This is a genomic window from Streptomyces sp. NBC_00249, assembly GCF_026342355.1.
GTDB lineage: Bacteria > Actinomycetota > Actinomycetes > Streptomycetales > Streptomycetaceae > Streptomyces.
Map to the genome: position 1 here is coordinate 515256 of NZ_JAPEMV010000005.1, position 24653 is coordinate 539908.

The 24653-nt window shown below is 73.1% G+C and carries 17 protein-coding genes and 1 pseudogene; 12 read left to right on the forward strand and 6 right to left on the reverse strand.

The window, feature by feature from the left end; all coding sequences use genetic code 11:
* Positions 1 to 16 precede the first annotated feature (16 nt).
* Positions 17 to 1324 (forward strand): annotated as a pseudogene (locus OOK31_RS24115) (MFS transporter); the annotation flags it as partial.
* Positions 1325 to 1386: 62 nt separating this feature from the next.
* Here the strand turns inward: OOK31_RS24115 and OOK31_RS24120 are convergent.
* On the reverse strand, positions 1387 to 4374 hold the full coding sequence (locus OOK31_RS24120) for a bifunctional [glutamine synthetase] adenylyltransferase/[glutamine synthetase]-adenylyl-L-tyrosine phosphorylase (RefSeq protein ID WP_267089384.1): 2988 nt from the start codon (positions 4372 to 4374) through the stop codon (positions 1387 to 1389).
* Between the two features lie 306 nt (positions 4375 to 4680).
* Between OOK31_RS24120 and OOK31_RS24125 the strand changes: the two genes are divergently transcribed.
* Complete coding sequence (locus tag OOK31_RS24125; RefSeq protein WP_267089385.1) at positions 4681 to 6846, forward strand: PIG-L family deacetylase; 2166 nt, start codon at positions 4681 to 4683, stop codon at positions 6844 to 6846.
* 323 nt (positions 6847 to 7169) lie between these two features.
* Positions 7170 to 9227: a PIG-L family deacetylase gene (locus tag OOK31_RS24130; protein WP_267089386.1), complete on the forward strand. Its 2058-nt coding sequence runs from the start codon at positions 7170 to 7172 to the stop codon at positions 9225 to 9227.
* 28 nt (positions 9228 to 9255) lie between these two features.
* Here OOK31_RS24130 and OOK31_RS39420 read toward each other — a convergent pair whose 3' ends face one another.
* Both OOK31_RS39420 and glnA read right to left on the reverse strand, forming a co-directional pair.
* Complete coding sequence (locus tag OOK31_RS39420; RefSeq protein WP_323188248.1) at positions 9256 to 10992, reverse strand: serine/threonine-protein kinase; 1737 nt, start codon at positions 10990 to 10992, stop codon at positions 9256 to 9258.
* 341 nt (positions 10993 to 11333) lie between these two features.
* Positions 11334 to 12695 carry a type I glutamate--ammonia ligase gene (gene glnA, locus OOK31_RS24140; protein WP_267089387.1) on the reverse strand — a complete coding sequence of 454 codons (1362 nt, stop codon included), beginning with the start codon at positions 12693 to 12695 and terminating at the stop codon, positions 11334 to 11336.
* Positions 12696 to 12869: 174 nt separating this feature from the next.
* On the opposite strand from glnA, the gene OOK31_RS24145 reads away from it, so the two are divergent.
* The 4 genes from OOK31_RS24145 to OOK31_RS24160 all read left to right on the forward strand — a co-directional run bounded on the left by OOK31_RS24145 (position 12870) and on the right by OOK31_RS24160 (position 15327).
* Positions 12870 to 13259 (forward strand): hypothetical protein, encoded by a 390-nt coding sequence (locus OOK31_RS24145; RefSeq protein ID WP_267089388.1) that lies wholly within the window; start codon positions 12870 to 12872, stop codon positions 13257 to 13259.
* Between the two features lie 88 nt (positions 13260 to 13347).
* Positions 13348 to 14016, forward strand: a complete 669-nt coding sequence (locus OOK31_RS24150; RefSeq protein ID WP_267089389.1) for a DUF3105 domain-containing protein — start codon at positions 13348 to 13350, stop codon at positions 14014 to 14016.
* A complete protein-coding gene (locus OOK31_RS24155) occupies positions 14013 to 14693 on the forward strand; it encodes a DUF305 domain-containing protein (RefSeq protein ID WP_267089390.1) in 681 nt (226 codons plus the stop codon). The genes OOK31_RS24150 and OOK31_RS24155 overlap by 4 nt, the downstream gene beginning before the upstream one ends.
* A 214-nt stretch (positions 14694 to 14907) precedes the next feature.
* Positions 14908 to 15327 carry a CBS domain-containing protein gene (locus tag OOK31_RS24160; protein WP_267089391.1) on the forward strand — a complete coding sequence of 140 codons (420 nt, stop codon included), beginning with the start codon at positions 14908 to 14910 and terminating at the stop codon, positions 15325 to 15327.
* 161 nt (positions 15328 to 15488) lie between these two features.
* Here OOK31_RS24160 and OOK31_RS24165 read toward each other — a convergent pair whose 3' ends face one another.
* Both OOK31_RS24165 and OOK31_RS24170 read right to left on the reverse strand, forming a co-directional pair.
* A complete protein-coding gene (locus tag OOK31_RS24165; protein ID WP_267089392.1) occupies positions 15489 to 16376 on the reverse strand; it encodes an alpha/beta fold hydrolase in 888 nt (295 codons plus the stop codon).
* Positions 16373 to 17062 carry a DUF998 domain-containing protein gene (locus tag OOK31_RS24170; RefSeq protein ID WP_267089393.1) on the reverse strand — a complete coding sequence of 230 codons (690 nt, stop codon included), beginning with the start codon at positions 17060 to 17062 and terminating at the stop codon, positions 16373 to 16375. Before OOK31_RS24170 ends, OOK31_RS24165 begins: the two co-directional genes overlap by 4 nt.
* A gap of 273 nt (positions 17063 to 17335) precedes the next feature.
* Between OOK31_RS24170 and OOK31_RS24175 the strand changes: the two genes are divergently transcribed.
* Complete coding sequence (locus OOK31_RS24175) at positions 17336 to 18532, forward strand: hypothetical protein (protein WP_267089394.1); 1197 nt, start codon at positions 17336 to 17338, stop codon at positions 18530 to 18532.
* 128 nt (positions 18533 to 18660) lie between these two features.
* Positions 18661 to 20415, forward strand: a complete 1755-nt coding sequence (locus OOK31_RS24180; protein WP_267089395.1) for an NAD+ synthase — start codon at positions 18661 to 18663, stop codon at positions 20413 to 20415.
* A 24-nt stretch (positions 20416 to 20439) separates the two neighbouring features.
* Here OOK31_RS24180 and OOK31_RS24185 read toward each other — a convergent pair whose 3' ends face one another.
* Entirely contained in the window at positions 20440 to 21468 is a 1029-nt protein-coding gene (locus OOK31_RS24185) for an endonuclease/exonuclease/phosphatase family protein (protein ID WP_267089396.1), read from the reverse strand.
* Between the two features lie 284 nt (positions 21469 to 21752).
* Here OOK31_RS24185 and panB point away from each other — a divergent pair, with 284 nt between their 5' ends.
* The 3 genes from panB to OOK31_RS24200 all read left to right on the forward strand — a co-directional run bounded on the left by panB (position 21753) and on the right by OOK31_RS24200 (position 24599).
* Positions 21753 to 22634 carry a 3-methyl-2-oxobutanoate hydroxymethyltransferase gene (panB, locus tag OOK31_RS24190; RefSeq protein ID WP_267089397.1) on the forward strand — a complete coding sequence of 294 codons (882 nt, stop codon included), beginning with the start codon at positions 21753 to 21755 and terminating at the stop codon, positions 22632 to 22634.
* Positions 22635 to 22764: 130 nt separating this feature from the next.
* The gene (locus OOK31_RS24195) at positions 22765 to 23751 is read left to right on the forward strand and encodes an ATP-binding cassette domain-containing protein (RefSeq protein WP_267089398.1); all 987 of its coding nucleotides are present in this window, start codon (positions 22765 to 22767) and stop codon (positions 23749 to 23751) included.
* Positions 23748 to 24599 (forward strand): ABC transporter permease, encoded by an 852-nt coding sequence (locus OOK31_RS24200; protein ID WP_267089399.1) that lies wholly within the window; start codon positions 23748 to 23750, stop codon positions 24597 to 24599. The genes OOK31_RS24195 and OOK31_RS24200 overlap by 4 nt, the downstream gene beginning before the upstream one ends.
* The last annotated feature ends 54 nt before the right edge of the window (positions 24600 to 24653 follow it).

A 24653-nucleotide genomic window follows, 5' to 3' on the forward strand; every position in this document is an offset into this window, starting at 1 on the left:
GGTCGTCGCGCAGCTGCTGTCCGACCGGTTCGGCATCGGGCTCGCGGTGTTCGGCGCGGCCTCGGTGCTCGGCACCGTGGCCGACAGCCCGGGGCAGCTGATCCTGGCCCGTGTGCTGATGGGTGTGGGCGGCGCGCTGATCATGCCGAGCACGCTGTCCATCCTGATCACCGTCTTCGACGAGCAGGAGCGGCCCAGGGCGATCGCCGCCTGGGGGTCGGTGTCCATGCTCGGCGTGGTGGGCGGGCCGCTGCTCGGCGGCTGGCTGATCTCCGCGTACTGGTGGGGCGCGGTCTTCCTGGTCAACATCCCGATCGCCGCCCTGGCCATCGTCGCGGCGCTGGTGCTGATGCCGGAGTCCAAGGGGCCCTGGCGCAAGGCCGATCCGCTGGGCATGGTCCTGTCCGTGACCGGTATGACCGCGCTGGTGTGGACGATCATCGAGCTGCCCACGAAGGGCCTGGGGCACACGAGCACCCAGCTCACACTGGCCGTGGCGCTGCTGGCCCTGACCGCCTTCGCCGTCTGGGAGACCCGTACGGCGCACCCGATGGTGCCGGTGGCGCTGTTCCGCAACCGGGTCTTCACGGGCTCCAGCCTCTCGCTGGTCCTGCTGACCTTCGCCAACGGCGGCCTGCTGCTGGTGCTGACGCAGTACCTGCAGTTCGTCCTCGGCTACACCCCCACCGGGACCGGCCTGGCCTTCACCCCGCTCGCCGTCGCCGCGCTCGCCTTCAACGGCATCGGCGCCGGGCTGCTGGCGAAGGTGGGCACCCGGACCCTGGTGGTCCTCGGCATGCTGGTGATCGCGGCCGGGTCCGCCGTCCTGGCCACCCTGACCGCGGGTGACGGATGGGGGCTGCTGACCACCGCCATGGTGCTGATGGGTGCGGGTGCCGGCCTGGTCATGCCCGCCGCGACCACGGCCCTGATGGGGGCCGTACCGACCGAGCACGCGGGTGTCGGGTCGGCGCTCAACGACACCATCCAGCAGGCCGGCGCCGCCCTCGGCGTGGCCGCGCTGGGCGCCGTCCTGTCGAGCACCTTCACCTCGGAGATGCCGGACGGCGCGCCCGAGGCCGCCCGGCACGCCGTGGCCGACGCGCTCGCCGTGGCCGCCCGTACGGGGGACGAGGGGCTGGCCGCCGCCGCCCGCGAGGCCTTCACCTCCGCGATGTCCGTCACCTTCCTGGTCGGCGCCTGCGGGGTGCTGGCGGCGGCCGCGCTGTCGCTGCTCCTCATGCGCGGCCGCAAGGCCGAAGCGGCCGCGAAGGCGGAAACCGCCCGGACCCGGGACGAGTTCGCCACGGTCGCCGGGCCCTGACCACCCCGCCTCGAGCGGGGCCCGCGCCCGCGTAGGCCACTGACCCGCACCGGGTCCGTGGCCTACGCGCCGTAGAAGAGTTCGTCCACCACCGCCCGCGCGCGGCGGGTGATGCGGCGGTAGTCGTCGAGCATGTCGCCGACCGTGCCCTCCGCGTAGCCGAGGTAGCGGCCGACGGCGGCCAGTTCGCGGGCCTCTGAGGGGAAGGTGTCCCCGGCGCGGCCGCGGACCAGCATGACGGCGTTGCGCACGCGGGTCGCCAGGACCCACGCCTCGTCGAGGATCTGCGCCTCCTCGGTGGGGATCAGCCCGGCGGCGTGGGCGGCGGCCAGGGCCTCGCGGGTGCGGGTGGTGCGCAGGCCCGGTTCGGCCCAGGCGTGCCGCATCTGGAGGAGCTGGACGGTCCACTCGACGTCGCTGAGCCCGCCGCGGCCGAGTTTGGTGTGCAGGGTCGGGTCGGCGCCGCGCGGCATCCGCTCCGACTCCATGCGCGCCTTGAGCCGGCGGATCTCGCGGACGGCGTCCTCGCCGAGGCCCTCGAAGGGGTAGCGCAGCGGGTCGATCAGCTCGATGAAGCGGGCGCCGAGCTCCTCGTCCCCGGCGACCGGTTCGGCGCGCAGCAGGGCCTGGCTCTCCCAGGTCAGGGACCAGCGGCGGTAGTAGGCGGCGTACGAGGACAGGGTGCGCACGAGCGGGCCGGAGCGGCCTTCGGGGCGCAGGTCGGCGTCGATGAGCAGCGGCGGGTCGGCGGTGGGCAGCTGGAGCAGTCTGCGCATCTCGGCGATGACGGCCTGGGCGGCCTTGGCGGCCTCGGTCTCGTCGACGCCCTCGCGGGGTTCGTGGACGAACAGGACGTCGGCGTCGGAGCCGTAGCCGAGTTCGTGCCCGCCGAAGCGGCCGACGCCGATGACGGCGAAGCGGGTGGGGAGGGTTTCGCCCCAGTGGTCGCGTACGGCGGCGCGCAGGGCGCCGGCGACGGTGGCGGCGGTGAGGTCGGAGACGGCCCGCCCGACCCGGTCGACGAGGGCTCCGGGGTCGGTCTCGGCGGGGCTGTCCTCCGTACCGTAGGAGCTGATGATGTCGGCGGCGGTGGTGCGGAAGAGTTCGCGGCGGCGGACCCCGCGGGCGGCGGTGACGGCGGCTTCGGCGCTTTCGGCGCGGCCGACGGCGGCGAGCACCTCCTGGGCGAGGGCCTCGTACGTACGGGGCTGGAGGCCTTCGGGGTCGCCGAGCAGGGCGACGGCCTCGGGGGCGCGCATGAGGAGGTCGGGGGCGAGGCGTCCGGCGGACAGGACGCGGGCGAGGTTCTCGGCGGCGGCGCCCTCGTCGCGCAGCAGGCGCAGGTACCAGGGGGTCTTGCCGAGGGCGTCGGAGACCTTGCGGAAGTTGAGCAGTCCGGCGTCGGGGTCGGCGGAGTCCGCGAACCAGCCGAGGAGGACGGGCAGCAGGGTGCGCTGGATGGCTGCCTTGCGGCTGACTCCGGAGGCGAGGGCCTCGATGTGGCGCAGGGCGGAGGCCGGGTCGGCGTAGCCGAGGGCTTCGAGGCGCTGGCCGGCGGCGCGCGGGGAGAGCCGGGCCTCGCCGGGGGTGAGCTGGGCGACGGCGTCGAGGAGGGGCCGGTAGAAGAGCTTCTCGTGCAGGCGGCGGACGACGGAGGCGTGCCGGCGCCAGGCCTTGTTGAGTTCGGCGACGGGTTCGGTGCGCAGGCCCATGGAGCGGCCGAGGCGCCGCAGGTCGTTCTCGTCCTCGGGGACGAGGTGGGTGCGGCGCAGCCGGTAGAGCTGGATGCGGTGCTCCATGGCGCGCAGGAAGCGGTACGCGTCGTGCAGCTGGGCGGCGTCGGCGCGGCCGACGTAGCCGCCGGCGGCGAGGGCGTGGAGGGCGTCGAGGGTGGTGCCGGAGTGCAGGGTGGCGTCGCCGCGGCCGTGCACGAGCTGGAGGAGCTGGACGGCGAACTCGACGTCGCGCAGGCCGCCGGGGCCGAGTTTGAGCTCGCGGTCGACCTGGGCGGCGGGGATGTTGTCGACGACGCGGCGGCGCATCTTCTGGACGTCGGGGACGAAGTTCTCGCGTTCGGCGGCCTGCCAGACGAGCGGGCTTATGGCGTCGATGTACTGGGCGCCGAGCTCGGGGTCGCCGGCGACGGCGCGGGCCTTGAGGAGGGCCTGGAACTCCCAGGTCTTGGCCCAGCGCTGGTAGTAGGCGAGGTGGGAGGAGAGGGTGCGGACGAGCGGACCGTTTCTGCCCTCGGGGCGGAGGTTGGCGTCGACGGGCCAGATGGTGCCCTCGACGGTGGTCTCGGAGCAGATCCGCATGAGGTGGGAGGCGAGGCGGGTGGCGGCCTGGACGCCCTTGCCCTCGTCGGTGCCGGGGGCCGCCTCGCCGACGAAGATCACGTCGACGTCGGAGACGTAGTTGAGCTCGTTGCCGCCGCACTTGCCCATGGCGATGACGGCGAGCCGGCACCGCGCCGCGTCCTCGGGGTCGGCGGCGCTCGCGATGCGCAGGGCGGCGCGGAGGGTGGCGGTGGCGAGGTCGGCGAGCTCGGCGGCGGTCTGGGCGACGTCGATGGTGCCGCAGACGTCGCGGGCGGCGATGGACAGGAGGCAGCGGCGGTAGGCGACCCGCAGGTGGACGGGGTCGTGGGCGTCGGCGAGGCCGCGTTCGAAGTCGGCGAGGCCGGGGTGCAGGTCGGCGGCCTCGTAGGTGACGAGGGCCTGCCAGTCGCGGGGGTGGCGGGCGAGGTGGTCGGCGAGGGCCTCCGAGGCGCCGAGGACGCCGAGGAGGCGGTCGCGCAGGGGTTTGGCGCTGACGAGGGTGTCGAGGAGCAGGGGCCGGTCCTCCTCGCTCTGCGCCTCGGCGAGGCGGACGAGTCCGAGGAGGGCGAGGTCGGGGTCGGCGGTGGCGCCGAGGGCGTCGAGGAGCACCGGGTCGGCGCGTACGGCGGCGAGCGCTTCGGCGTCGAGGAGCCGGCTCGCGGCGGAGGGATCGGTGAACCCGCTGCGCAGCAGCCGGATGAAGGTGCTGCTCCTGCGTCCCGGGACTGTCATCCCGCCGCCTCCCGCGTACGTCGCTGCCGGTGGCCCGGCCCCAGGAGCGAGCCTAGGCCCTGGCCGGGCGATCTTCGAAGCGGAGGCGCCGCGTCGGGCGGGCGGGGTGGGGGCGGGTGTTGCGACGCGCGGGGTGTCGTAGCCCACACCATGAGGACGATTGTCGGATTATCTGTTTACTTAGGTTGCTTAAGTCGCATCCGCATGAGGACCGGTCTCCATCCGATCGGACCCCGTACGGGCGCTTTTGCCTGAGTTGTATCCGTATGGGGCCCGGTCCCCGCCCGACCGGCCGCGAGGAGCCCCATGTCCGACGGACCCCCCGCCCCCGCCAACCTCCTGGCCCCCACCAGCCCCACGCCCCCCACCGCGGGAGTCGCCGCTCCGGCCGGCCAGGCCAAGGGGCGGGTCGTCAAGGGCGTGGCCCTCGCCGCCGCCACCGCCGCCGCCTTCATGTTCGTGCTGCGCGGCAACGAGGCCCTCGCCGCCCTCGCCGAGCCCACCGCCGCCGACTCCAAGCTCACCACCGCCACCACCGCGGACGCCCCCGACCCCGGCCGAGTGCTCCAGATCGTCGCCCACCCCGACGACGACCTGTACTTCATGAACCCGGACCTGCGCTATTCCATAGCCACCGGCCACCCCGTCACCTCGGTCTACCTCACCTCCGGCGAGGCCGACGGCATCAATGCCGGCGCCGCCAAGGAGGCCTCCACCCGCCCCGACAAGCCGGCCTACGCCGAGGCCCGCCAGAACGGCATACGCGCCGCCTACGCCAAGATGGCCACCGGCGACCGCAGCAGCCCCTGGCGGCGCAGCGTCGTCCCGACCGCGGGCGGCGGCCACGCCGAGGTCGACGTCCTCACCGCCAAGCCCGAGGTCAACCTCGTCTGGCTGCAGATGCGCGAGGCCGGCAACGTCTACCAGGACGTCCCCGACAGCCTGCACGGCCTGTGGGACGGCAAGGTCCCGCACCTGGAGTCGGTGCTCGCCTCCGGCAGCCCCGTCAAGCAGGGGTTCACGTACACGAAGGACCAGGTCGTCCGGACGATCGCCGGGGTCCTGGCGCACTACAGGCCGACGACGATACGCATGCAGGACCCCACTCCCGGCCGCTTCCCCGACACCAAGCGGTACACCGACCACCAGGACCACTTCTACGGTGCGCGCTTCGCGCAGATGGCCGCCGCCGCCTACGCGAAGGAGGTCGAGGACCGCCCGCACTTCGCGACGCAGAACTACATCGGTTACTTCAACGGCTCCCTCCCCAGCGCCCTCGACCCCGGCGAGGCCAAGGAGAAGCTGGACATCCTGGACACCTACGCCTGGCTCGACCGCGAGAACCACTGCGGCAGCGACGCCGGCTGCGGGGACCTCAAGGTCGCCGACCACCCCTCCGGCAACCGCTGGACGGACTCGATCAACTACGCCCGCGGCACCAGCACCTCCTGGCTGACCTCCGACAAGGACCACGGGCTGTGGGCCTTCAAGGTCCTCGACGGCCAGGTCGCCGTCTGGCACCGCACCGGCCTCCTCGGCCGCTGGAGCGGCCCCCGCCTGCTCCCCGGAACCGGGATGGACCAGGGCATATCCACCGCCACCCTCCCCGACGGCCGGACCGCCGCCTTCGGCACCCGCACCTCCTTCGGCGAGCGCCCGGCCGACTACCGGCGCGAGGTCGTCTACGCCGTCCAGCAGGCCCCCGGCTCCGAGGAGTTCGGCGCGTGGCAGTCGCTCGGCACCCCCGAGACCTCCGACGAGAACTGGACCTCCGACATCAGCGCCCCCGCCGTGTCCGTCGACGGCACCGGCCGACCGGCCGTGTACGTGCGCGACGGCGCGTACACCCTGCGCGGCCGCGTCCAGCAGGAGGACGGCGCCTGGGGGCCGTGGGAGAGCCTCGGCGGCGCCGACGTGCACGGCACCCCGGCGACCGCGACCGACGGGGCCGGGCGGCGGATGGTCTTCGCCTCCACCACGAAGACGGTGCTGGGCTGGACGCAGTCCGCCCCGGGCGGCCCGCTGGGTCCGGCCACGCACACCGGACTGCCGGACACCACGCTCCCGCTGACGGCGGAGGGCCGCGAGGGCGGGGTGCGGCTGTGGTTCCGCAAGCCGGGCTCGGGCAACGTCCGTACGGCCCTGATGACCGCCGGCGACGGGCTGGCGGTGAGCGGGCTCACCGACCTCGGCGGCCTCCAGGGCTTCGGGTCGGTCACCGCGAGCGGGCACCTGCTGGCGGGCCGCTCCTCGGGCGGCCAGCTCGGCTCGGACCTCGGGCGGGGCCGGCCGTGGGAGCGTTCGCCGCTGATGTTCGTCGGGGCGCCGTCCAGCACGATGACCGGGAAGCGCATGGTCAGCCTGGCGGTGGTCGGGCTCGACGCCCGGCTCTACGTCACCTCCACCGCGGACGACCCGAACGCGCACCTGGCGCCCTGGCAGCCGGTGGGCCCGCGCAACATCGCACCGTAAACGCAGACGAAATTCCGCAATAACACCCATATTCGCCACACAGCAACGAATAGCGGTGGATGCCACCGGATAGTGCCAAATATCAACGAACACCCCATTCAGGGGTGTTCGTTGTTTTATGGTGCCTCCAACTGCCTCCGCCCCGCGTCCACATCGCGGGCACATGCACCTACCCGGACCACACCAGGCACAATCACAACCGGTCGTTTTCGGAAAGCAGGCGTCATCGGTGGAATCGGTGAACCAAGTCCCCCGATTTGGCCTCTCACTGACTGCACAGCGGTTCTTCCTGCCCGTCCGGAACGACCTCGAGGCGTGACCTGATGCCCGTATCCCGCCGCCGCTTCCTCCTCGCGGCCGTGCTGCCCATGCTCACCGTGGGCGCCTCCGGCGTACTCGCCGTGGCCTCCGGCCAGCAGACGTCGGCCGAGGCCACCCAGTCACGGGACCAGGCCCCCGTCCTGCCCGCCAGCACGACGGCCGGCACCGTCGTCCAGGTCGTGGCGCACCCCGACGACGACCTGTTCTTCATGAACCCCGACCTCAGCCGCTCCCTGCAGGCCGGCACCCAGCTCACCACCGCCTACCTCACCTCCGGCGAGGCCGACGGCCGCAACGAGGCGCGCGGCGGCGAGGCCAAGGACCCGGAGCAGCCCGCCGACCGCACCCACTACGCGGAGGCCCGGCAGAACGGCATACGGTCCGCCTACGCCCAGATGGCGACCGGGGACCGCACCAGCGCGTGGCGGCGTACGGTCATACCCACCACGGGCGGCGGCCAGGCCGAGCTCGACGTCCTCATAGCCCGCCCGCAGGTCAACCTGGTCTGGCTGCAACTGCGCGAGGCCCGCAGCCCCGCCGGGGACAATCCGGACAGCCTGCGCGGCCTGTGGAACGGCGCGGTACCGGCGCTCGGCGCCCAGCTGACCTCGGGCACCCCCGTCAGGCAGCAGTTCTCGTACACCAAGGACCAGCTGACGGAGTCGATAGCCGGGATCCTGGCGCTGTACAGGCCTACGACGATACGCATGCAGGACCCCACCCCCGGCCGGTACGCCGACACCGGCAAGTACACCGACCACCAGGACCACATGTACGGGGCCCGCTTCGTGCAGGCCGCCACCGCCCTGTACGCCGAGCGGGTCGCCGACCGGCCCCACTTCTCGGTCCAGAACTACCTCGGCTACCACAACGGCACCCTCCCCCACGCGCTGGACCCGCAGACCGCCGAGACGAAGACCGGCTTCCTGCGCACCTACGCCTGGCAGGACCGCACCGACTACTGCGGCAGCCCCTCGGGCTGCGGCGACCGCAAGGTCGCGGGCAGCCCCACCGGCCGCAACTGGGCCCAGTCCCTGCGCTACGCCCGCGCCGACCAGACCTCCTGGCTGACGGCGGGCACCCCCGGCCGGTTGTGGGCGTTCGCCGTACTGGACGGGCGGATGGCCGTCTGGAACCGCGACCGGGCCGGCACCTGGACCGGCCCCGCCCTGCTCCCCGGCACCGGCATCGACCCCGGCGCCTGCGCCTCCCGCCTCCCCGACGGGCGCGTCGCCGTCCTCGCCACCCGCACCACGCTCGGACCCCGGCCCGCCGACTACCGGCGGGACGTCGTCTACGCCGTCCAGGCGGCGCCCGACGGCCCGTTCGGCCCCTGGCAGTCCCTCGGCACCCCCGAGGCGGGCGACGAACCCGGCACCTCCGCGATCAGCGCCCCCGCCGCCGCCGTCGACGCCGCGGGCCGCCTCACCGTCTACGTCCGCGACACCCGGCGCACCCTGCGCGCCCGCGTCCAGCAGCCGTCGGGCGGCTTCACCGACTGGCAGCGCCTGGGCGGCGAGGACCTCCAGAGCGACCCCGTCGCGGTGGTGGACACCGCCGGCCGGCGCCACGTCTACGCCACCACCACCGGCTCGGTCCTGGCCTGGACCCAGCCCGCCCCCGGCGCCCCGCTCGCCGGCCCCTTCCCCACCAACCTCCCCGCCACCACCGTTCCCCTCTCGGCGACCCCGGACGGCGCGGGCATCCGCCTCTACTTCCGCCGCCCCGACTCCGGGGTGGTCCGCAGCGCCCTGTCCACCGCGGGCCCGGGCGCCCCGCAGCTCTCCAGCGTCACCGAGTCCGGCGGCCGGGCGGGCTACGGCGCGGTCGGCGTCGCGGGCCGCCTCCTGACGGGCCGCGCCGACACCGGCACCGTCAGCACCACCACCCTCGGCGGCCCCCCGGCCTGGGCGGAGTCCCGCCTGCTCTACGCGGGCGCCCCGTCCTCCGTCCTCGAACCCACCGCCACCACGACAGCCGCCCTGGGCCTGGACGCCCAACTCCACACCACCACCACAACCCCCCACCCCACCTGGCACCCGGCCGTCCTCTCCCCCTGACACCCCGGCGGCAGCCAGGCGGCGGTGGTCACTGCGCGGAGAGACGGCTCTGCATCAGCAGCAGGACTTCCGTGGCCTTCTTCCGGGTCTCCGCTTGCTTCTCCGGCGGGCCGCCCACGTAGACCGAGACGGCGGACTTCCCCGTCCGGCCGATCAGGATGACGTACGGAATGTTCGCCTTGCTGCCGTCGTCGTAGGCGATGAGCCTTCCTTCTTCGGAGAACACCTCGTCGAAGCCGGACAGTTCCGGGGCGATCGCTTCGTGCACATCAGCCCAACGCGCTTTGCCCTGGTGCTGATTCGTGCAGCGGTGGATCGCGTCCCTGTCGTCGGCGACGGACTCCCGTGCCGTGCTCTCGTCCACGTACACCACCGCCCCGGAGCTGGCCGAGAAGCCTAGTTTGTCGTCCTGCACCGCGCGTGCGACCGCGGCAAGCGTGCCCGTCCGCGCGGGTTTCTCGTACACCTCGCAATTGGGCCGGACCCCGGATTCCGGGGCCGGGTCCCACTCGTACGGGTCGCTCCGGGCATACCCCGGTCCCCAGTCCTGGGGCGAGAGCGGCACCGCCGATACGATCCTGTGCGCCTCTGCGACTGTGGACGTGGCGCCGCTGGAGGAGGGGGAAGGGGAGCGGGAGGGCGAAGGACCCCCAACGCCGCCTCGAAGCAGCAGCACCAAGCCCACCACCAGCACCACGGCCGCGCCGGTGACGGCCAGGACAAGATTCCGCCGGGAGCGCCTCCGGGCCGGTTCGGGACCCGGGCCGGCCTGATCGGGCGGAGGGCGGGAGCCCGGGGGCGGGACCGATCCCGGGAGGGACGTCAGCGTCCGGTACTCGGGGCGCTCGGGCCCAGGCGCCCCGTCCGAAAGAACCGTCCGCGGCGGCGGCTTGAGCCCGTCGGCGACGGAGCTGAGCCTCCGTACGGCCTCCTCCCCCTCCATCCGCTGCGCGGGGTCCTTGGCCAACAGCCCCTCCACGACCGGGGCCAGCGCCCCTGCCCGGCGCGGTGGGGTGGGGTCCTCGGTGAGCAGGGCGGCCAGCGTGGCGGAGGCCGAGTCCCGTTCGAAGGGGCCGGTCCCCTCCAGCGCGAAATACAGGGTGGCGCCGAGCCCGAAGAGATCGGCGGCCGCGGTGGGCGGTTCGCCGCGGGCACGTTCGGGCGCCATGTAGGGCGGGGAACCGAGGATCCCCGCCGTGCCGGTCAGGCGCAGTTCGCCGGAGCTCGGTTGCAGTGCGATGCCGTAGTCGGCGAGCAACACCTTGCCACGCTCGGCGTACTGCCCGGAGTTCTGACCGGGGCGCGTCAGGAGGACGTTGGCCGGTTTGACGTCCCGGTGCAGGATTCCGAGCCGGTGGCCCTCCAGCAGAGCGTCCAGGACCGCCAGCCCGATCCGCGCGACCTCGACGGGCGGCAGCGGCCCGTTCTCGCGCACCACCGCCTCCAGATCGGTCGCGCCGGGGACGAATGCCATGACGATCCACGGCAGGCCGCCCTCCTCCACGATGTCGTGGACGGTGACCACATGGGGATGGTCGCGCAACCGCGCGGCGTGGCGGGCCTCGCCGCGGGCCCGGACGATCCGGCTGCTCACCTCTGCTTCCGGCACGCCCGGCAGCAGACTGATCTCCTTGAGGGCGACCTCGCACGCCAGCTCCTGGTCGTAGGCGAGCCACACACGGCCCATGCCTCCGGCCCCCAGCTGGCGCAAGAGCCGGTAACGCCCGGCGATCACGCGCCCGGCGGGTTCGCGCGCTCCTGTCATGACGTCGCCTCTTCCGACATGGCCAGCAGGTTCCCGGCGATCGTTGAGAGCCCCCTCCCCCCAGGTATCGCACTCGGCTGATTCACCGGCAAACCGAGCCCGCACGCCTTCCCCTGCGGCAGCTCCCGGGACGGGGGCGGGACAGCGGGAAACCGGCGCTGCCTCGCCGTACCGCCCCGGAAAGGGCGCGTTCGGCCGAACGGGTGACCTTGGTGCGCCGGTCCGATCGATCGGAGATCGGACGGGCGGAGCACGCTCGCGGCGGCGAACGGACCGGGCCGGTGGTCGATGACCACCGGCCCGGAGTGTCAGAAATTCCTGACGGAGGTGCTGAGCTGCCGTTACAGCACCGGCAGGTTCTTGCGGAGCTCGAAGGCCGTGACCTCGCTCCGGTACTCCTCCCACTCCTGCTTCTTGTTGCGCAGGAAGAAGTCGAAGACGTGTTCGCCGAGGGTTTCGGCGACCAGTTCGCTGCGTTCCATCAGGGCGATGGCCTCGCCGAGGTTCTGCGGGAGGGGTTCGATGCCCATCGCGCGGCGTTCGGCGTCGGAGAGGGCCCAGACGTCGTCGTCGGCGCCCGCCGGGAGTTCGTAGCCCTCCTCGATGCCCTTGAGGCCGGCCGCCAGGAGGACGGCGTACGTGAGGTAGGGGTTGGCGCCCGAGTCGATCGAGCGGACCTCGACCCGGGAGGAACCCGTCTTGCCCGGCTTGTACATCGGGACGCGGATCAGGGCCGAGCGGTTGTTGTGGCCCCAGCAGATGTACGAGGGGGCCTCGCCGCCGGAGCCGGCGGTGCGGGAGGAGCCGCCCCAGATGCGCTTGTAGGAGTTGACCCACTGGTTGGTGACCGCGGCGGTCTCCGCGGCGTGCTTCAGGAGGCCCGCGATGAAGGAGCGGCCGACCTTCGAGAGCTGGTACTCGGCGCCCGACTCGTAGAAGGCGTTGCGGTCGCCCTCGAAGAGGGAGAGGTGGGTGTGCATGCCCGAGCCCGGGTACTCCGAGAAGGGCTTCGGCATGAAGGTGGCCTGGACTCCCTGTTCCAGGGCCACCTGCTTCATGACCAGGCGGAAGGTCATGATGTTGTCGGCCGTCGAGAGGGCGTCGGCGTAGCGGAGGTCGATCTCCTGCTGGCCGGGGGCACCCTCGTGGTGGCTGAACTCCACCGAGATGCCCATGGATTCGAGCATCGTGATGGCCTGACGGCGGAAGTCCATGCCGACGTTCTGCGGAGTGTGGTCGAAGTAGCCGGAGTTGTCCGCCGGGACCGGGCGGGTGCCGTCCAGCGGCTTGTCCTTCAGCAGGAAGAACTCGATCTCGGGGTGGGTGTAGAAGGTGAAGCCCAGGTCCGAGGTCTTGTTCAGGATGCGCTTGAGGACGTAGCGGGGGTCCGCGTACGACGGGGAGCCGTCCGGCATCAGGATGTCGCAGAACATCCGGGCGGTCCCGGGGGCCTCGGCGCGCCACGGCAGTATCTGGAAGGTGCTCGGGTCCGGCTTGGCGATCATGTCGGACTCGTAGACCCGGGCGAAGCCCTCGATCGCGGAGCCGTCGAAGCCGATGCCCTCGTCGAAGGCCTGCTCCAGCTCCGCGGGGGCGACCGCGACGGACTTGAGGAAGCCCAGTACGTCGGTGAACCACAGGCGCACGAAGCGGATGTCGCGCTCCTCGAGCGTCCGGAGGACGAATTCCTGCTGCTTGTCCATGCCTTCATCCTCGCAGTTCAGACGGCCTGTGCACCACCGGCCGTGGGGGACGGGGGCACAGTCGGGCCGGCCCAGTATCGCCAGCGGTGGTTTCCGCCACATTACGCACCCCCGAAAGGTGGTGACACCCCCGCACTGACCTCCCACCCGTCATGAGCATTACCATCTGCGCCCATGGGGGGCCGGCAGCACACGCGTAACGGGAGCCGACGGCGTCCCGCCCGCCGCGCTGCCGCCTTCCTGCTGCTGTTCGCCTTCGGCGTGGTGGCCGCGGCCGCGTTCCTGTGCCCGCGGCCCGCCGAGGCGCATCCCGTACGGGCCGGGGCCTGGGCCGGGGCCGACGCCGCGCACGCCGCGTGCGTGTCCCCGTACGACCTTCCGGGCTGTTCCGGCCTGTCGCACGTGACCCCGGCCGTGCTGCCGGCCCCGCCGCCCGCCGTGAGCGCGGCCGGGGCCGCCGGGCCGCCGGCGCCCGTACGCCGGGCCTCCGGCGGGCCGGTCCGGCCGCCCGGGACGCTCGCGCGCGCCCCCGACCTGCACGCCCTGCAAGTGCTGCGGACCTGACGGGTCCGGCGCCGCCCCGCGCGGCGCACCCCTCGCTGCACCACCGGCTCCATCCCGACACCCCCCTCAGCAGAAGGAACCAGGGCACATGGCCAGCAGGACACCGGACCAGGACCAGCACTCCCGGCAGAGCCGCATAGCCGAGATGCGCCGCGCCGACCGGGCACGCGAACGGCGTAACCGGATCATCGCGATCACCGTGTCGACGGCGGTCGTCGCCGGACTCATCGGCTTCGGCTCGTGGGTGCTGATCGACCAGAAGCAGCAGAAGGAACAGAAGGAGAAGGCCGCGACCGCGGCCCGCAACTCGCCGGTGAGCGGCGAGCGCGAGTGGGACGCGAAGAAGCTGGGCCGCAACCACGTCGAGACCCCGGTCAAGTACGAGACGAACCCGCCCGTCGGCGGGGACCACCACCCCCGCTGGATGAACTGCAACGGCGACGTCTACAAGAACCCGGTGCCGGAGGTGAACGCCGTGCACTCGCTGGAGCACGGCGCGGTCTGGGTGACGTACAACGAGAAGGCCGCCAAGGCCGACCTGGACAAGCTCGCCGGGACGGTGGCGAAGACCCCGTACACGCTGATGAGCCCGGTCAAGGAGCAGGGCGGGACGATCATGCTCAGCGCGTGGGGCAGGCAGCTGACGGTCGACGACGCGTCCGACCCCCGGGTGGCGCAGTTCTTCACCAAGTACGTGCAGGGCCCGCAGACCCCCGAGCCGGGCGCGGCCTGCACCAACGGGCTGGCCGACAAGTGACCCGTACGACGACCCGTACGTACTGGGCCGCGGGCGCGGCCGTGGTGCTGGCCGTGCTGTTCGCGGTGGGGGCCACGGTCGCCGCCCCCGCGGGCGGTACGGGGGCGGGGGCGGGCACGCGGCCCTCGCTGTACTCCCCCGACGCCGGTTTCGCCCGGGACATGTCGGTGCACCACCAGCAGGCGGTCGAGATGTCCTTCGTCGTCCGCGACCGCACCCAGGACGAGCCGGTGCGCAGCCTCGCCTACGACATCGCCAACACGCAGGCCAACCAGCGCGGCATGATGCTGGGCTGGCTGGACCTGTGGGACCTGCCGAAGGTGGTGTCCGGTGAGCCGCCGATGTCCTGGATGGCGGCCCCGGAACAGGGGGGCCACACCGGGCACGCGGGGCACGGCGCCCAGGCCGCGCAGGACGGGGCGCTCATGCCGGGCATGGCCACCAAGGAGGAGCTGGTGCGGCTCGGCGCCGCGGGCGGCCGGGACGCGGAGGTGCTGTACCTCCAGCTGATGACCGACCACCACAAGGGCGGCGTGGCGATGGCCGAGGCCTGTGCGCGGCAGTGCCGGGTCCCGGCGGAGCGGGCGCTGGCGCAGGGGATGGCCGAGGCGCAGCAGTCGGAGCTGACCTTGATGGCGGACATGCTGAAGCAGCGCGGGGCGGCCCCGCGCGGCTGAGGCGGGCAGGCGGCGGGGCCGTCCGGGGGATCCCGGGCGGCCCCGCCGGCGTACGGGGGCGGTGCCCGGGGCCGCGGCGCCGGGCGGGTTCTCACCCGTACGGGTGCGTCCGCCTCGCGTGGAGTCGCGTACTCCGAACAGCCGAACGAGGATGAGGACGCCGGGACGGACGCGCCCGCGCCCGCCGCGACGGCATGCTCAGGAGGTTGACGCGATGACCACCGCCGCAGAGATCATGCACCCCGGGGCCCAGTGGATCCCCGCCACCGAGACCCTGGACCGGGCCGCGCAGCTGATGGCCCGGCTGAATGTGGGCGCGCTGCCCATCAGTGACGCCGACGAGAGGCTCTGCGGCATCCTGACCGACCGCGACATCGTGGTGGGCTGTGTGGCCAAGGGGCACGACCCGTCGAGGATCACGGCCGGTGACATGGCCCGGGGCACCCCGCGCTGGATCGACGCCGGCGCGGACGTGTCCGAGGTGCTCCAGGAGATGCAGAGCCACCAGATCCGCCGACTGCCGGTGATCAAGGACAAGCGGCTGGTCGGGATGATCAGCGAGGCCGATCTCGCCAAGCACCTCTCCGAGGAGCAGATAGCCGGCTGGGCGGCCGAGGTGTACGCGAAGAGCTAGGCCGTCTCTTTCGGATCTTGCCGGTTAAGCCCGCGTCGTCCGGTGCCGTGCCTCGGCGCGTTGGCGGGGCGTCCGTGTACTGGACGTACTCGGGCGCCCCGCCAACGCGGCGAGGTGCGGTGCCGGGCGGCGCGGGCCAGGCAAGATCCGGAAGAGACGGCCTAGGCCGTCAGGACCGCCCGTACCACCTGGTGCGGGCGGTCCAGCATGACCAGGTGGCCGGCGGGTTCGGCGACCTCGAAGCGGGCTCCGAGGCGGCGGGCCAGGGCCGCCTGCCGGTCGAGCCAGCGCTGCCCGGCGCGGCCGGAGCCGCCCTCGTGGCCCGCGAGGACGGTGGCGGGGGCGGCCAGCGGGAGCCGCGCCGCCAGTGCGAGCACCTCGGCGGCCACGTCGGGGTAGCGGGCGTTCTCCAGCAGGGCCCCGCGCCAGACCCGGCCCGTGCGGTAGCAGCGGCGTACGAGGTCGCGTGCGGCCGGGTCCGGCGCCCGGCCCGCCCGGGCCGCGCGGACGGCCGCGCGCCGGGCCGCCGGGCCGAGCGCGGCGGGGAGCCCGACGGCGGTCACGGCCCGGCCGAGCGCGCGGGCGGCGCCGGTGCGCAGCGCGGCGGGCAGCAGGGTGCGGGGGGCCTCCTCGACGCTGGGGTCGAGGAGCACCAGGGCGGCGGTGCGGTGCGGGTGGAGGCGGGCGAAGGCCTCGGCGTGGAACCCGGCGATGGAGTGCCCGACGACGGTGACCCGGGCCTCCGGGGGCAGGCCGAGGGCGTCCAGCAGGCCGGCGATCCGCCGGGCCTCCCCGGCGGCGGTCGGGGGTTCGAGGGCCGGGGCGCTGAGTCCGTGGCCCGGCCGGTCGAAGCGGATGACGGTACGCCCCCGGGCGGCGAGCTCCGCGGCGACGGGGTCCCAGTCGAACCAGGCCATGGCGAGCCCGGCGCTGAGCACCACGGGCGGCCCACCGCTGCCGGTGCCGGCGCCGTCCGGGAGGGGCGGGCCGTCGACGCGGACGTGGAGGGGGACGCCGGCCACCCGGAGGAAGAACGCGCGGCGGGTCACGTACGCCGCTCCTTGTGGACGGAGTACGCGAGCAGGCCCAGCCAGAGGGCCACGAGCAGCACCTGGAGCCGCTGCCCGGCGCCGAGCGCCCAGGTGCCGCGCCCGGCGGTGAACAGGGCGATGGCGGTCAGGGTCCAGACGGTGGCGAGCAGTTCCAGCGCGACGAGGGCGGGGCCGTAGCGGGCGAGCGGGGCGAACCAGCCGTAGCGGCGGGCCGCGACCGTCAGGGCGACTATGCCGAGGAGCGCACCGGTCATGGCGAGGCTGCTGCTGACGGCGTGGGCCTGGTGGGTGGCGGGGACCAGTCCGGCGGTCTCGCGGGCGGCGCACTCGGGGTCCACCGTCGGCTGGCAGCTCAGCGGGAGCCAGGCGTCCGCGGCGGTGCCCGCGCCGAAGAGGGTGACTCCGGCCCAGCCGGCGACCGCCCAGGGGCGGCGGGACTCGGGGTGGCGGGTCAGCCGGGCCAGGGCGAGGAGGCCGCCGAGGAAGGCGAGGAGGCCGGCGGTGAAGTCGGTGGCCCGGAAGAGGCCTCCGAGGGGCTGGTCCTGGGCGGCGAGTTCGCTGACGTAGGTCTCGATGGGGTTGAGGCCGGTGGAGAGGACCACTTCGAGCACCCACGCGGTGTAGGCGGCCGCGCCGAGGCCGATGGGGGCCGCGACGGCCCATGCGTTCCCATTTGTGCGCATAGTGTGACCAATCCTAAGCAGGTCCGTGGCCGGCCCTCCGGTCGGATCCGGGCCCCACGCCCTGGAGGACGCGGTTCCCGGCTGCCGCGTTGCCCAGCCCCAGGGGGCGATTACGACACATCACCTCATTCCGGATGGTGCGGGTGGCGCGTGGGGCGAATCCGGTTGGAGGCCACCGGGGGCCGTGACAGGCTGGCGGGCGCCGTGGTTCCCGTACGCCACGGCCGCAGGCCGCGGTACGCCGCACTCACCTCCACAAGGACGCCGCCAGGTATGAGCACGCCCCCGAACCCGCCCAGCAACCCGCCCGGTCCGCCGACGGAGCCCTCGGGAACGCCCATACCCGAGGCGGCCCGGCCGTCGCTGTCGAAGACCCCGGCCCCGGCCCCCACGCCGCCGACGCCCACGGAGGTCAACCCCTTCGCGGCGCCCGCGCCGCACGCCCCGCCCGCGCCGCACGCCCCGCCCGCGCCGCACGCCCCGCCCGCGCCGGACGCGCCGCGGCCGCAGTTCGCGCCGCTCACGCCCCCGGCGCAGCAGCCCGCTCCCCCGGCCGGCGCGTTCGGCGCCCCGGGCGCCCCGGACGCGCCCGCCGCACCCGGCGGCCCCTGGGGCCCGCCCCCCGGTCCCGGCTACGGCGCCGGCGCCTCCGGCCCGCCCGCGGCACCCGGATACCCCGGGCACCCCGGCTACCCGGGATACCCGCAGCGGCCCTCCGGCCCCACCAACGGCATGGCCATCGCCTCCCTGGTGCTCGGCATCATCGCCCTCCCGGTGGCCTTCGCCCCGTTCTTCTTCTGGGCCGGTACGGTCCTCGGCCTGGTCGGCCTGGGCCTCGGCATCGCCGCCGTGGTGCGCGCCCGCAACGGCGGCCCCCGCAAGGGGATGGCCCTGGCGGGCACGATCCTGGGCCTGCTCAGCATCCTGACCTCGGTCGCCGGTTTCTTCATCACCGTCGCCGTCGTCAAGGAGACCGGCAAGGCGATCGACCGGAGCCTCGAGCGCGAGCGCGAGAAGCTGGACCACATGTACCCGGAGGACGACCCGTCGGCGTCCCCCTCCCAGGTGCCGGGCCTGACCAGCGCGCTGCCGTTCGGCGAGACCTTCACGTACGACAACGGACTCAAGGTCAGCCTCGGGGTCCCGACGAAGTACGAGCCGAAGGGCTACGCCCGTGACCGGATCAAGAACGCGGTCCGGATCGCGATCACGATCACCAACGACACGGACGCGCCGCACGACGTGATCTACGCCGTGCCCAGCGTCCGCGACGGCAGCGGCGGGACCGCCCAGCAGGTCTACGACAGCGCCGGCGGCGTACCGAAGATGATCACGGGCTCGATCCTGCCCGGGCAGTCGGCCAGCGGGGTCGCGGCGTTCGAGGTGCCCGAGGGGACCACGAACATCAGCGCCTCCATCTCCGGCGGGACCCTCCTCGACCAGGTGAAGTTCGCCGGCCCGATCGGCTGACGCCGGCCGGTGCGAAGGGTCCGGCCGCCCGGCCGGACCCCGTCCGGACCCCGTCCGGACCCCGCCCGGTACCGCCGTTCCGCGCGGATTCCCGGACATCGCGTCAGAAAGACGATTAGACTGGCGGGGTGCCTCAACTTCGCCTCGCGCTGAATCAGATCGACTCGCACGTCGGCGACATCGCCGCCAACGCCGACTCGGTCGTCCACTGGACCCGGCACTCCGCCGAGCAGGGCGCCCACCTGGTGGCGTTCCCCGAGATGATGCTGACCGGGTACCCCGTCGAGGACCTCGCGCTGCGCGCGTCCTTCGTCGAGGCCTCCCGCACCGCACTGCGCACCCTCGCGGAGCGCCTCGCGGCGGAGGGCCTCGACGAGCTGCCGGTCGTCGTCGGCTACCTGGACCGCACCGAGAAGGCCGCGCCCCGGCTCGGCCGCCCGGCCGGCTCCCCCGAGAACGCGGCCGCCGTCCTGCACCGCGGCGAGGTCGTGCTGCGCTTCGCCAAGCACCACCTCCCCAACTACGGGGTGTTCGACGAGTTCCGGTACTTCGTGCCGGGCGACACCCAGCCCGTGATCCGGGTGCGCGGCGTCGACGTGGCCCTCGCCATCTGCGAGGACCTCTGGCAGGAGGGCGGCCGCGTCCCCGCCACCCGCTCCGCCGGGGCCGGTCTGCTGATCTCGGTCAACGCCTCCCCCTACGAGCGCAACAAGGACGACCAGCGCCTGGAGCTGGTGCGGGGGCGCGCCCAGGAGGCCGGTTGCACCCTCGCCTACCTGGCGATGATCGGCGGCCAGGACGAGCTGGTCTTCGACGGGGACTCGATCGTCGTGGACGCCGGCGGCGAGGTGATCGCCCGCGCCCCGCAGTTCTCCGAGGGCTGCGTCCTGGTCGACCTGGAGCTGCCCGCCGCCCGGGCCGACGCCCCCGAGGGCGTCGTGGACGACGGGCTGCGCATCGACCGCGTGATCCTGTCCGAGGAGCCCGTGGCCCCGTACGACCCGGTGGTGCCCGGCGGCTACGCCGACCGGCTCGACGACGACGAGGAGATCTACGACGCGCTGGTCGTGGGCCTGCGCGCGTACGTCCGCAAGAACGGCTTCCGCTCCGTCCTGATCGGGCTCTCCGGCGGCATCGACTCGGCGCTCGTCGCGGCCGTCGCCTGCGACGCGATCGGCGCGCAGAACGTGTACGGCGTCGCGATGCCCTCGAAGTACTCCTCCGAGCACTCCAAGGGCGACGCGGCGGACCTGGCGCAGCGGACCGGCCTCCACTTCCGGACCGTCCCGATCGAGCCGATGTTCGACGCCTACATGGGCGCGCTGGGCCTCACCGGCCTCGCCGAGGAGAACCTCCAGTCCCGGCTGCGCGGCACCCTGCTGATGGCCCTCTCCAACCAGGAGGGCCACATCGTGCTGGCCCCGGGCAACAAGTCCGAGCTGGCCGTCGGCTACTCCACGCTCTACGGGGACTCGGTCGGCGCCTACGGTCCGATCAAGGACGTCTACAAGACGGATGTCTTCCGGCTCGCGCGGTACCGCAACCGGGCGGCCGCCGAGCGCGGCGAGACCCCGCCGATCCCGGAGAACTCGATCGTGAAGCCGCCGAGCGCGGAACTGCGGCCCGGACAGGTCGACACGGACTCGCTGCCCGACTATCCGGTGCTCGACGCGGTCCTCGACCTGTACGTGGACCGCGACCAGGGCCTGGAGGCGATCGTCGCGGCCGGCTTCGACCCCGAGCTGGTCGCCAGGACCCTGCGGATGGTGGACGCCGCCGAGTACAAGCGCCGCCAGTACCCGCCGGGCACCAAGATCTCCGCGAAGGGCTTCGGCAAGGACCGCCGCCTGCCCATCACGAACGGCTGGCGCGAGCAGGCGTAGCCGGCCCGCGCCGCGGCCGCCGCCCTACGGCCGCCCGGTCACCCGGGCGGCCACGGGCAGGTGGTCGCTGCCGGTGCGCGGCAGGGTCCAGGAGGCCTCCGGCTTCACCCCGCGCACCAGGATCTGGTCGATCCGGGCCATCGGGAACTGGGCGGGCCAGCTGAAGCCGAAGCCGTCTCCGGCCGCGCCCTGCGTGGAGCGCATCTGGGAGGTGACCTCGGACAGTGCGCGGTCGTTCATGGTGCCGTTGAGGTCGCCGAGCAGGACCACGTTCTTCAGCGGTTCGGAGGCGAGGGCCTCGCCCAGCGCGTCGGCGCTGTTGTCGCGCTGGTTGGCGGTGAAGCCGGCGTTGAGCTTGACCCGGACCGAGGGCAGGTGGGCCACGTAGACGCCGAGGTCACCGAAGGGGCCGGCGACGGTGGTGCGCATGGCCCGGACCCAGCCCAGCCGGATGTCCACGGGCTTGCTGGAGGTCAGCGGGTACTTGCTCCACACCCCGACCGTGCCCTCGACGGCGTGGTACTTGTACGTGCCTTCGAGGGCCTTCTCGTAGACGGGGACGGCGTCGGCCTTGAGCTCGGTCAGGGCCAGTACGTCGGCCCCCGACTTGGCCACGGACTCGGCGGTGCGGCGCGGGTCCGGGTTGTCGGCGTCGACGTTGTGGGTGGCGACGGTCAGGTTGCCGCCGGAGCCGGACTTGTCGGTGACGAGCCCGCCGAAGAGGTTGGCCCAGACGGCGGCCGTCAGCAGTATCGAGATCAGCGCGGTGGCGGACTTGCGGACCACCGCGATGACCAGCAGCACCGGTACGGCCAGGCCCAGCCAGGGCAGGAAGGTCTCGGTGAGGCTGCCGAGGTTGCCCACGTCGTTGGGCAGCTCCGCGTGGAAGATCATGATCAGCGAGATCACGGCGGCCACCGAGGCGGTCACGATCCCGCGCTTCCAGATGCCCGGGTCGCGGCGCAGCTCGGCCAGCCGGCGCCGCAGACCGGATCCGGAGGGCTCGGGCTCGGAGCCGTCGTTCCCCGTCTCCGTCAAGTACGCCTGTGCCATGCCGTGTCCTCGCTGCCGTGCTCGCGCTCCGTCCCCGCCCTTTGACCCTAGGCGATGTTCGAAGCCTTCCGTGCCGTCCTCGCGGCCGTACCACCGGGAGGACGAACGGCCGTGCGGCCTAGGTTCCGCTTGTCACGAAACGCGCACATTGGCCCCCGCGCCCCCGGGGAGGGCCGGGAGTGTGACGTACGGGTCAGTGCGCCGGGTCCGCGCCACTTCCGCCTCCGGCCCGACGGGTGCCACCATGGTGGGTGAGTCCGGGGACGCCGTGAGGGCGCCTCGAGATGACACAAGGAGCAGTTGCAATGACGCACGCCGTTTCGCCTGCCCGCGAAGCCTCCGGCCCGACCCTGTACGGGGGCAAGGGCACCCGGCGCATCACCGTTCGCGACCTGAACCTCGCCAAGGAGCGCGGCGAGAAGTGGCCCATGCTCACCGCCTACGACGCCATGACGGCGTCGGTGTTCGACGAGGCCGGCATCCCGGTGATCCTCGTCGGTGACTCGATGGGCAACTGTCACCTCGGCTACGACACCACCGTCCCCGTCACCATGGACCACATGACCATGCTGTCCGCGGCGGTCGTACGGGGCACCAGCCGCGCGCTGGTCATCGGCGACATGCCGTTCGGCTCGTACCAGGAGGGCCCGGTCCAGGCCCTGCGCAACGCCACCCGGCTGGTCAAGGAGGCCGGGGTCGGCGCGGTCAAGCTGGAGGGCGGCGAGCGTTCCCTCGCCCAGACCGAGCTGATCGTGCAGGCGGGCATCCCGGTCATGTCGCACCTGGGGCTGACCCCGCAGTCCGTGAACGCCATGGGCTACCGGGTGCAGGGCCGGGGCGACGAGGCCGCGCACCAGCTGCTGCGCGACGCGAAGGCCGCGCAGGACGCGGGCGCCTTCGCGGTGGTGCTGGAGCTGGTCCCGGCCGAGCTGGCCGCCGAGGTCACCCGGTCCCTGCACATCCCGACGGTCGGCATCGGGGCCGGCGCGGAGTGCGACGCGCAGGTGCTGGTGTGGACCGACATGATGGGGCTGACCGGCGGGAAGCTGCCGAAGTTCGTGAAGCAGTACGCGAACCTCCGGGCGACCATGGGTGACGCGGCGAAGGCCTTCGCCGAGGACGTGGTCGGCGGAACGTTCCCGCAGGAGCAGCACGCCTTCCACTAGTCCCACCCGGTCCTCCGGGGCCTCCACCGACAGCCCGCCGGCCCGGCGCCGACGGGCTGTCGGCTGCCTGTCGGTCGCCTGTCGGCCGTCTGTCGGTGCTTTGTCAGTGACGACTGGTCCCATGGTGGACATGACGCGAAACGACAAGAACCCCAACGCCGTGGAAGTACGGGGGCTGGTCAAGCACTACGGCGAGACCAAGGCCCTCGACGGGGTCGACCTGGATGTCCGCGAGGGCACGGTCCTCGGGGTCCTCGGACCGAACGGCGCGGGCAAGACCACCCTGGTGCGCTGCCTGTCCACCCTGATCATCCCGGACGCGGGCACCGCCCGGGTCGCGGGCTACGACGTGGTCCTCCAGCCCCGGCAGCTGCGCCGCACCATAGGCCTCACCGGCCAGTACGCCTCGGTCGACGAGAAGCTCTCCGGCTGGGAGAACCTCTACATGATCGGCCGGCTGCTGGACCTGTCCCGCAAGGACGCCCGCTCCCGCGCCGACGAGATGCTGGAGCGGTTCTCCCTCACCGAGGCCGCGAAGAAGGCCGCGATGAACTACTCCGGCGGTATGCGCCGCCGGCTCGACCTGGCCGCCTCGCTGATCGGCAACCCGGCCGTCCTCTACCTGGACGAGCCGACCACCGGTCTGGATCCGCGTACCCGCAACGAGGTGTGGGACGAGGTGCAGCGGCTGGTCGCCGAGGGCGCCACCGTCCTGCTCACCACCCAGTACATGGAGGAGGCCGAGCAGCTCGCGAGCGAGCTGACGGTCATCGACCGCGGCAAGGTCATCGCCAGCGGCAAGGTCGACGAGCTGAAGGCGAAGGTCGGCGGCCGTACGCTGCGGATCCGCCCCGTCGATCCCTCCGGCCTGCCGGGCATGGCCCGCGCCCTCGCGGAGGCCGGGCTGGACGGCGTCGCCGGTTCGCAGGCCGTGCCGGACGAGGGGGCGCTGCTGGTGCCGATCCTCAGCGACGAGCAGCTGACCGCCGTGGTCGGCCTGCTGGCCGCCCGCGGGTACGCCATCGCCGACCTCGGCACGTACCTGCCCAGCCTGGACGAGGTGTTCCTGTCCATCACCGGGCAGAAGCCCGCCATCACCGAGGAGGTAGCGGCATGAGCTCCGTCACCACGACCAAGCCCGCCGACGCCGTCACCGCCCCGGCCGGGCGGACCGAGGCCCCCGGCGAGGGCCGGATCGGCCTGCGGGCCAACCTGCGGCACATCGGCGCGCTGGTGCGCCGCAACGCCCTGCAGATCAAGCAGGACCCGGAGTCGATGTTCGACGTCCTGTTCATGCCGATCATCTTCACGCTGCTGTTCGTGTTCGTCTTCGGCGGCGCGATCTCCGGCAAGGGCAACCAGGGCGACTACGTCAACTACGTGGTCCCCGGCCTGATGGCCATGATGGGCATGAACATCGCGATGGGCGTCGGCACCGGCGTCAACGACGACTTCAAGAAGGGCGTGATGGACCGCTTCCGGTCCATGCCGATCGCCCGGTCCTCGGTCCTCGTCGCCAAGATCGTCGTCGAGCTCGGCCGGATGATGGTCGCCATCACCATCCTGCTCGGCATGGGCTTCATCCTCGGCCTGTCGATCAAGTCGTCGGTGGTGGACCTGTTCCTGGCCATCGGGCTGTCGGCGGTCTTCGGCGCCTCGCTGATGTGGATCTTCATCCTGCTGGGTCTCACCCTGAAGACCGCCCAGGCGGTGCAGGGCATGGCGATGATCGTCCTGATGCCGCTGCAGTTCGGCAGCTCGATCTTCGCCCCGCCGACGACGATGCCCGGCTGGCTGCAGAGCTTCACCGACGTCAACCCGCTGTCCAACCTGGCCGACGCGGCGCGCGGCCTGATCAACGGCACGCCGCTCGGCAACTCGGTGTGGATCACCCTGGCCTGGTCGGTCGCCATCACGGCGGTCACCATGCCGATCGCGGTCCGCAAGTTCCGCCAGAAGACCTGATCCGCGTCCGGCCGGTCCGTCCGGATCGCGTCCCGGACGGACCCGCACGGGGGA

Bases quoted from the DNA above. Each gene is read 5' to 3' on its own strand.
- OOK31_RS24120 (WP_267089384.1), bottom strand. From the start codon at position 4,374: ATGACAGTCCCGGGACGCAGGAGCAGCACCTTCATCCGGCTGCTGCGC.
- OOK31_RS24125 (WP_267089385.1), top strand. From the start codon at position 4,681: ATGTCCGACGGACCCCCCGCCCCCGCCAACCTCCTGGCCCCCACCAGC.
- OOK31_RS24130 (WP_267089386.1), top strand. From the start codon at position 7,170: ATGCCCGTATCCCGCCGCCGCTTCCTCCTCGCGGCCGTGCTGCCCATG.
- OOK31_RS39420 (WP_323188248.1), bottom strand. From the start codon at position 10,992: ATGACAGGAGCGCGCGAACCCGCCGGGCGCGTGATCGCCGGGCGTTAC.
- glnA (WP_267089387.1), bottom strand. From the start codon at position 12,695: ATGGACAAGCAGCAGGAATTCGTCCTCCGGACGCTCGAGGAGCGCGAC.
- OOK31_RS24145 (WP_267089388.1), top strand. From the start codon at position 12,870: ATGGGGGGCCGGCAGCACACGCGTAACGGGAGCCGACGGCGTCCCGCC.
- OOK31_RS24150 (WP_267089389.1), top strand. From the start codon at position 13,348: ATGGCCAGCAGGACACCGGACCAGGACCAGCACTCCCGGCAGAGCCGC.
- OOK31_RS24160 (WP_267089391.1), top strand. From the start codon at position 14,908: ATGACCACCGCCGCAGAGATCATGCACCCCGGGGCCCAGTGGATCCCC.
- OOK31_RS24170 (WP_267089393.1), bottom strand. From the start codon at position 17,062: ATGCGCACAAATGGGAACGCATGGGCCGTCGCGGCCCCCATCGGCCTC.
- OOK31_RS24175 (WP_267089394.1), top strand. From the start codon at position 17,336: ATGAGCACGCCCCCGAACCCGCCCAGCAACCCGCCCGGTCCGCCGACG.
- OOK31_RS24185 (WP_267089396.1), bottom strand. From the start codon at position 21,468: ATGGCACAGGCGTACTTGACGGAGACGGGGAACGACGGCTCCGAGCCC.
- panB (WP_267089397.1), top strand. From the start codon at position 21,753: ATGACACAAGGAGCAGTTGCAATGACGCACGCCGTTTCGCCTGCCCGC.
- OOK31_RS24195 (WP_267089398.1), top strand. From the start codon at position 22,765: ATGACGCGAAACGACAAGAACCCCAACGCCGTGGAAGTACGGGGGCTG.
- OOK31_RS24200 (WP_267089399.1), top strand. From the start codon at position 23,748: ATGAGCTCCGTCACCACGACCAAGCCCGCCGACGCCGTCACCGCCCCG.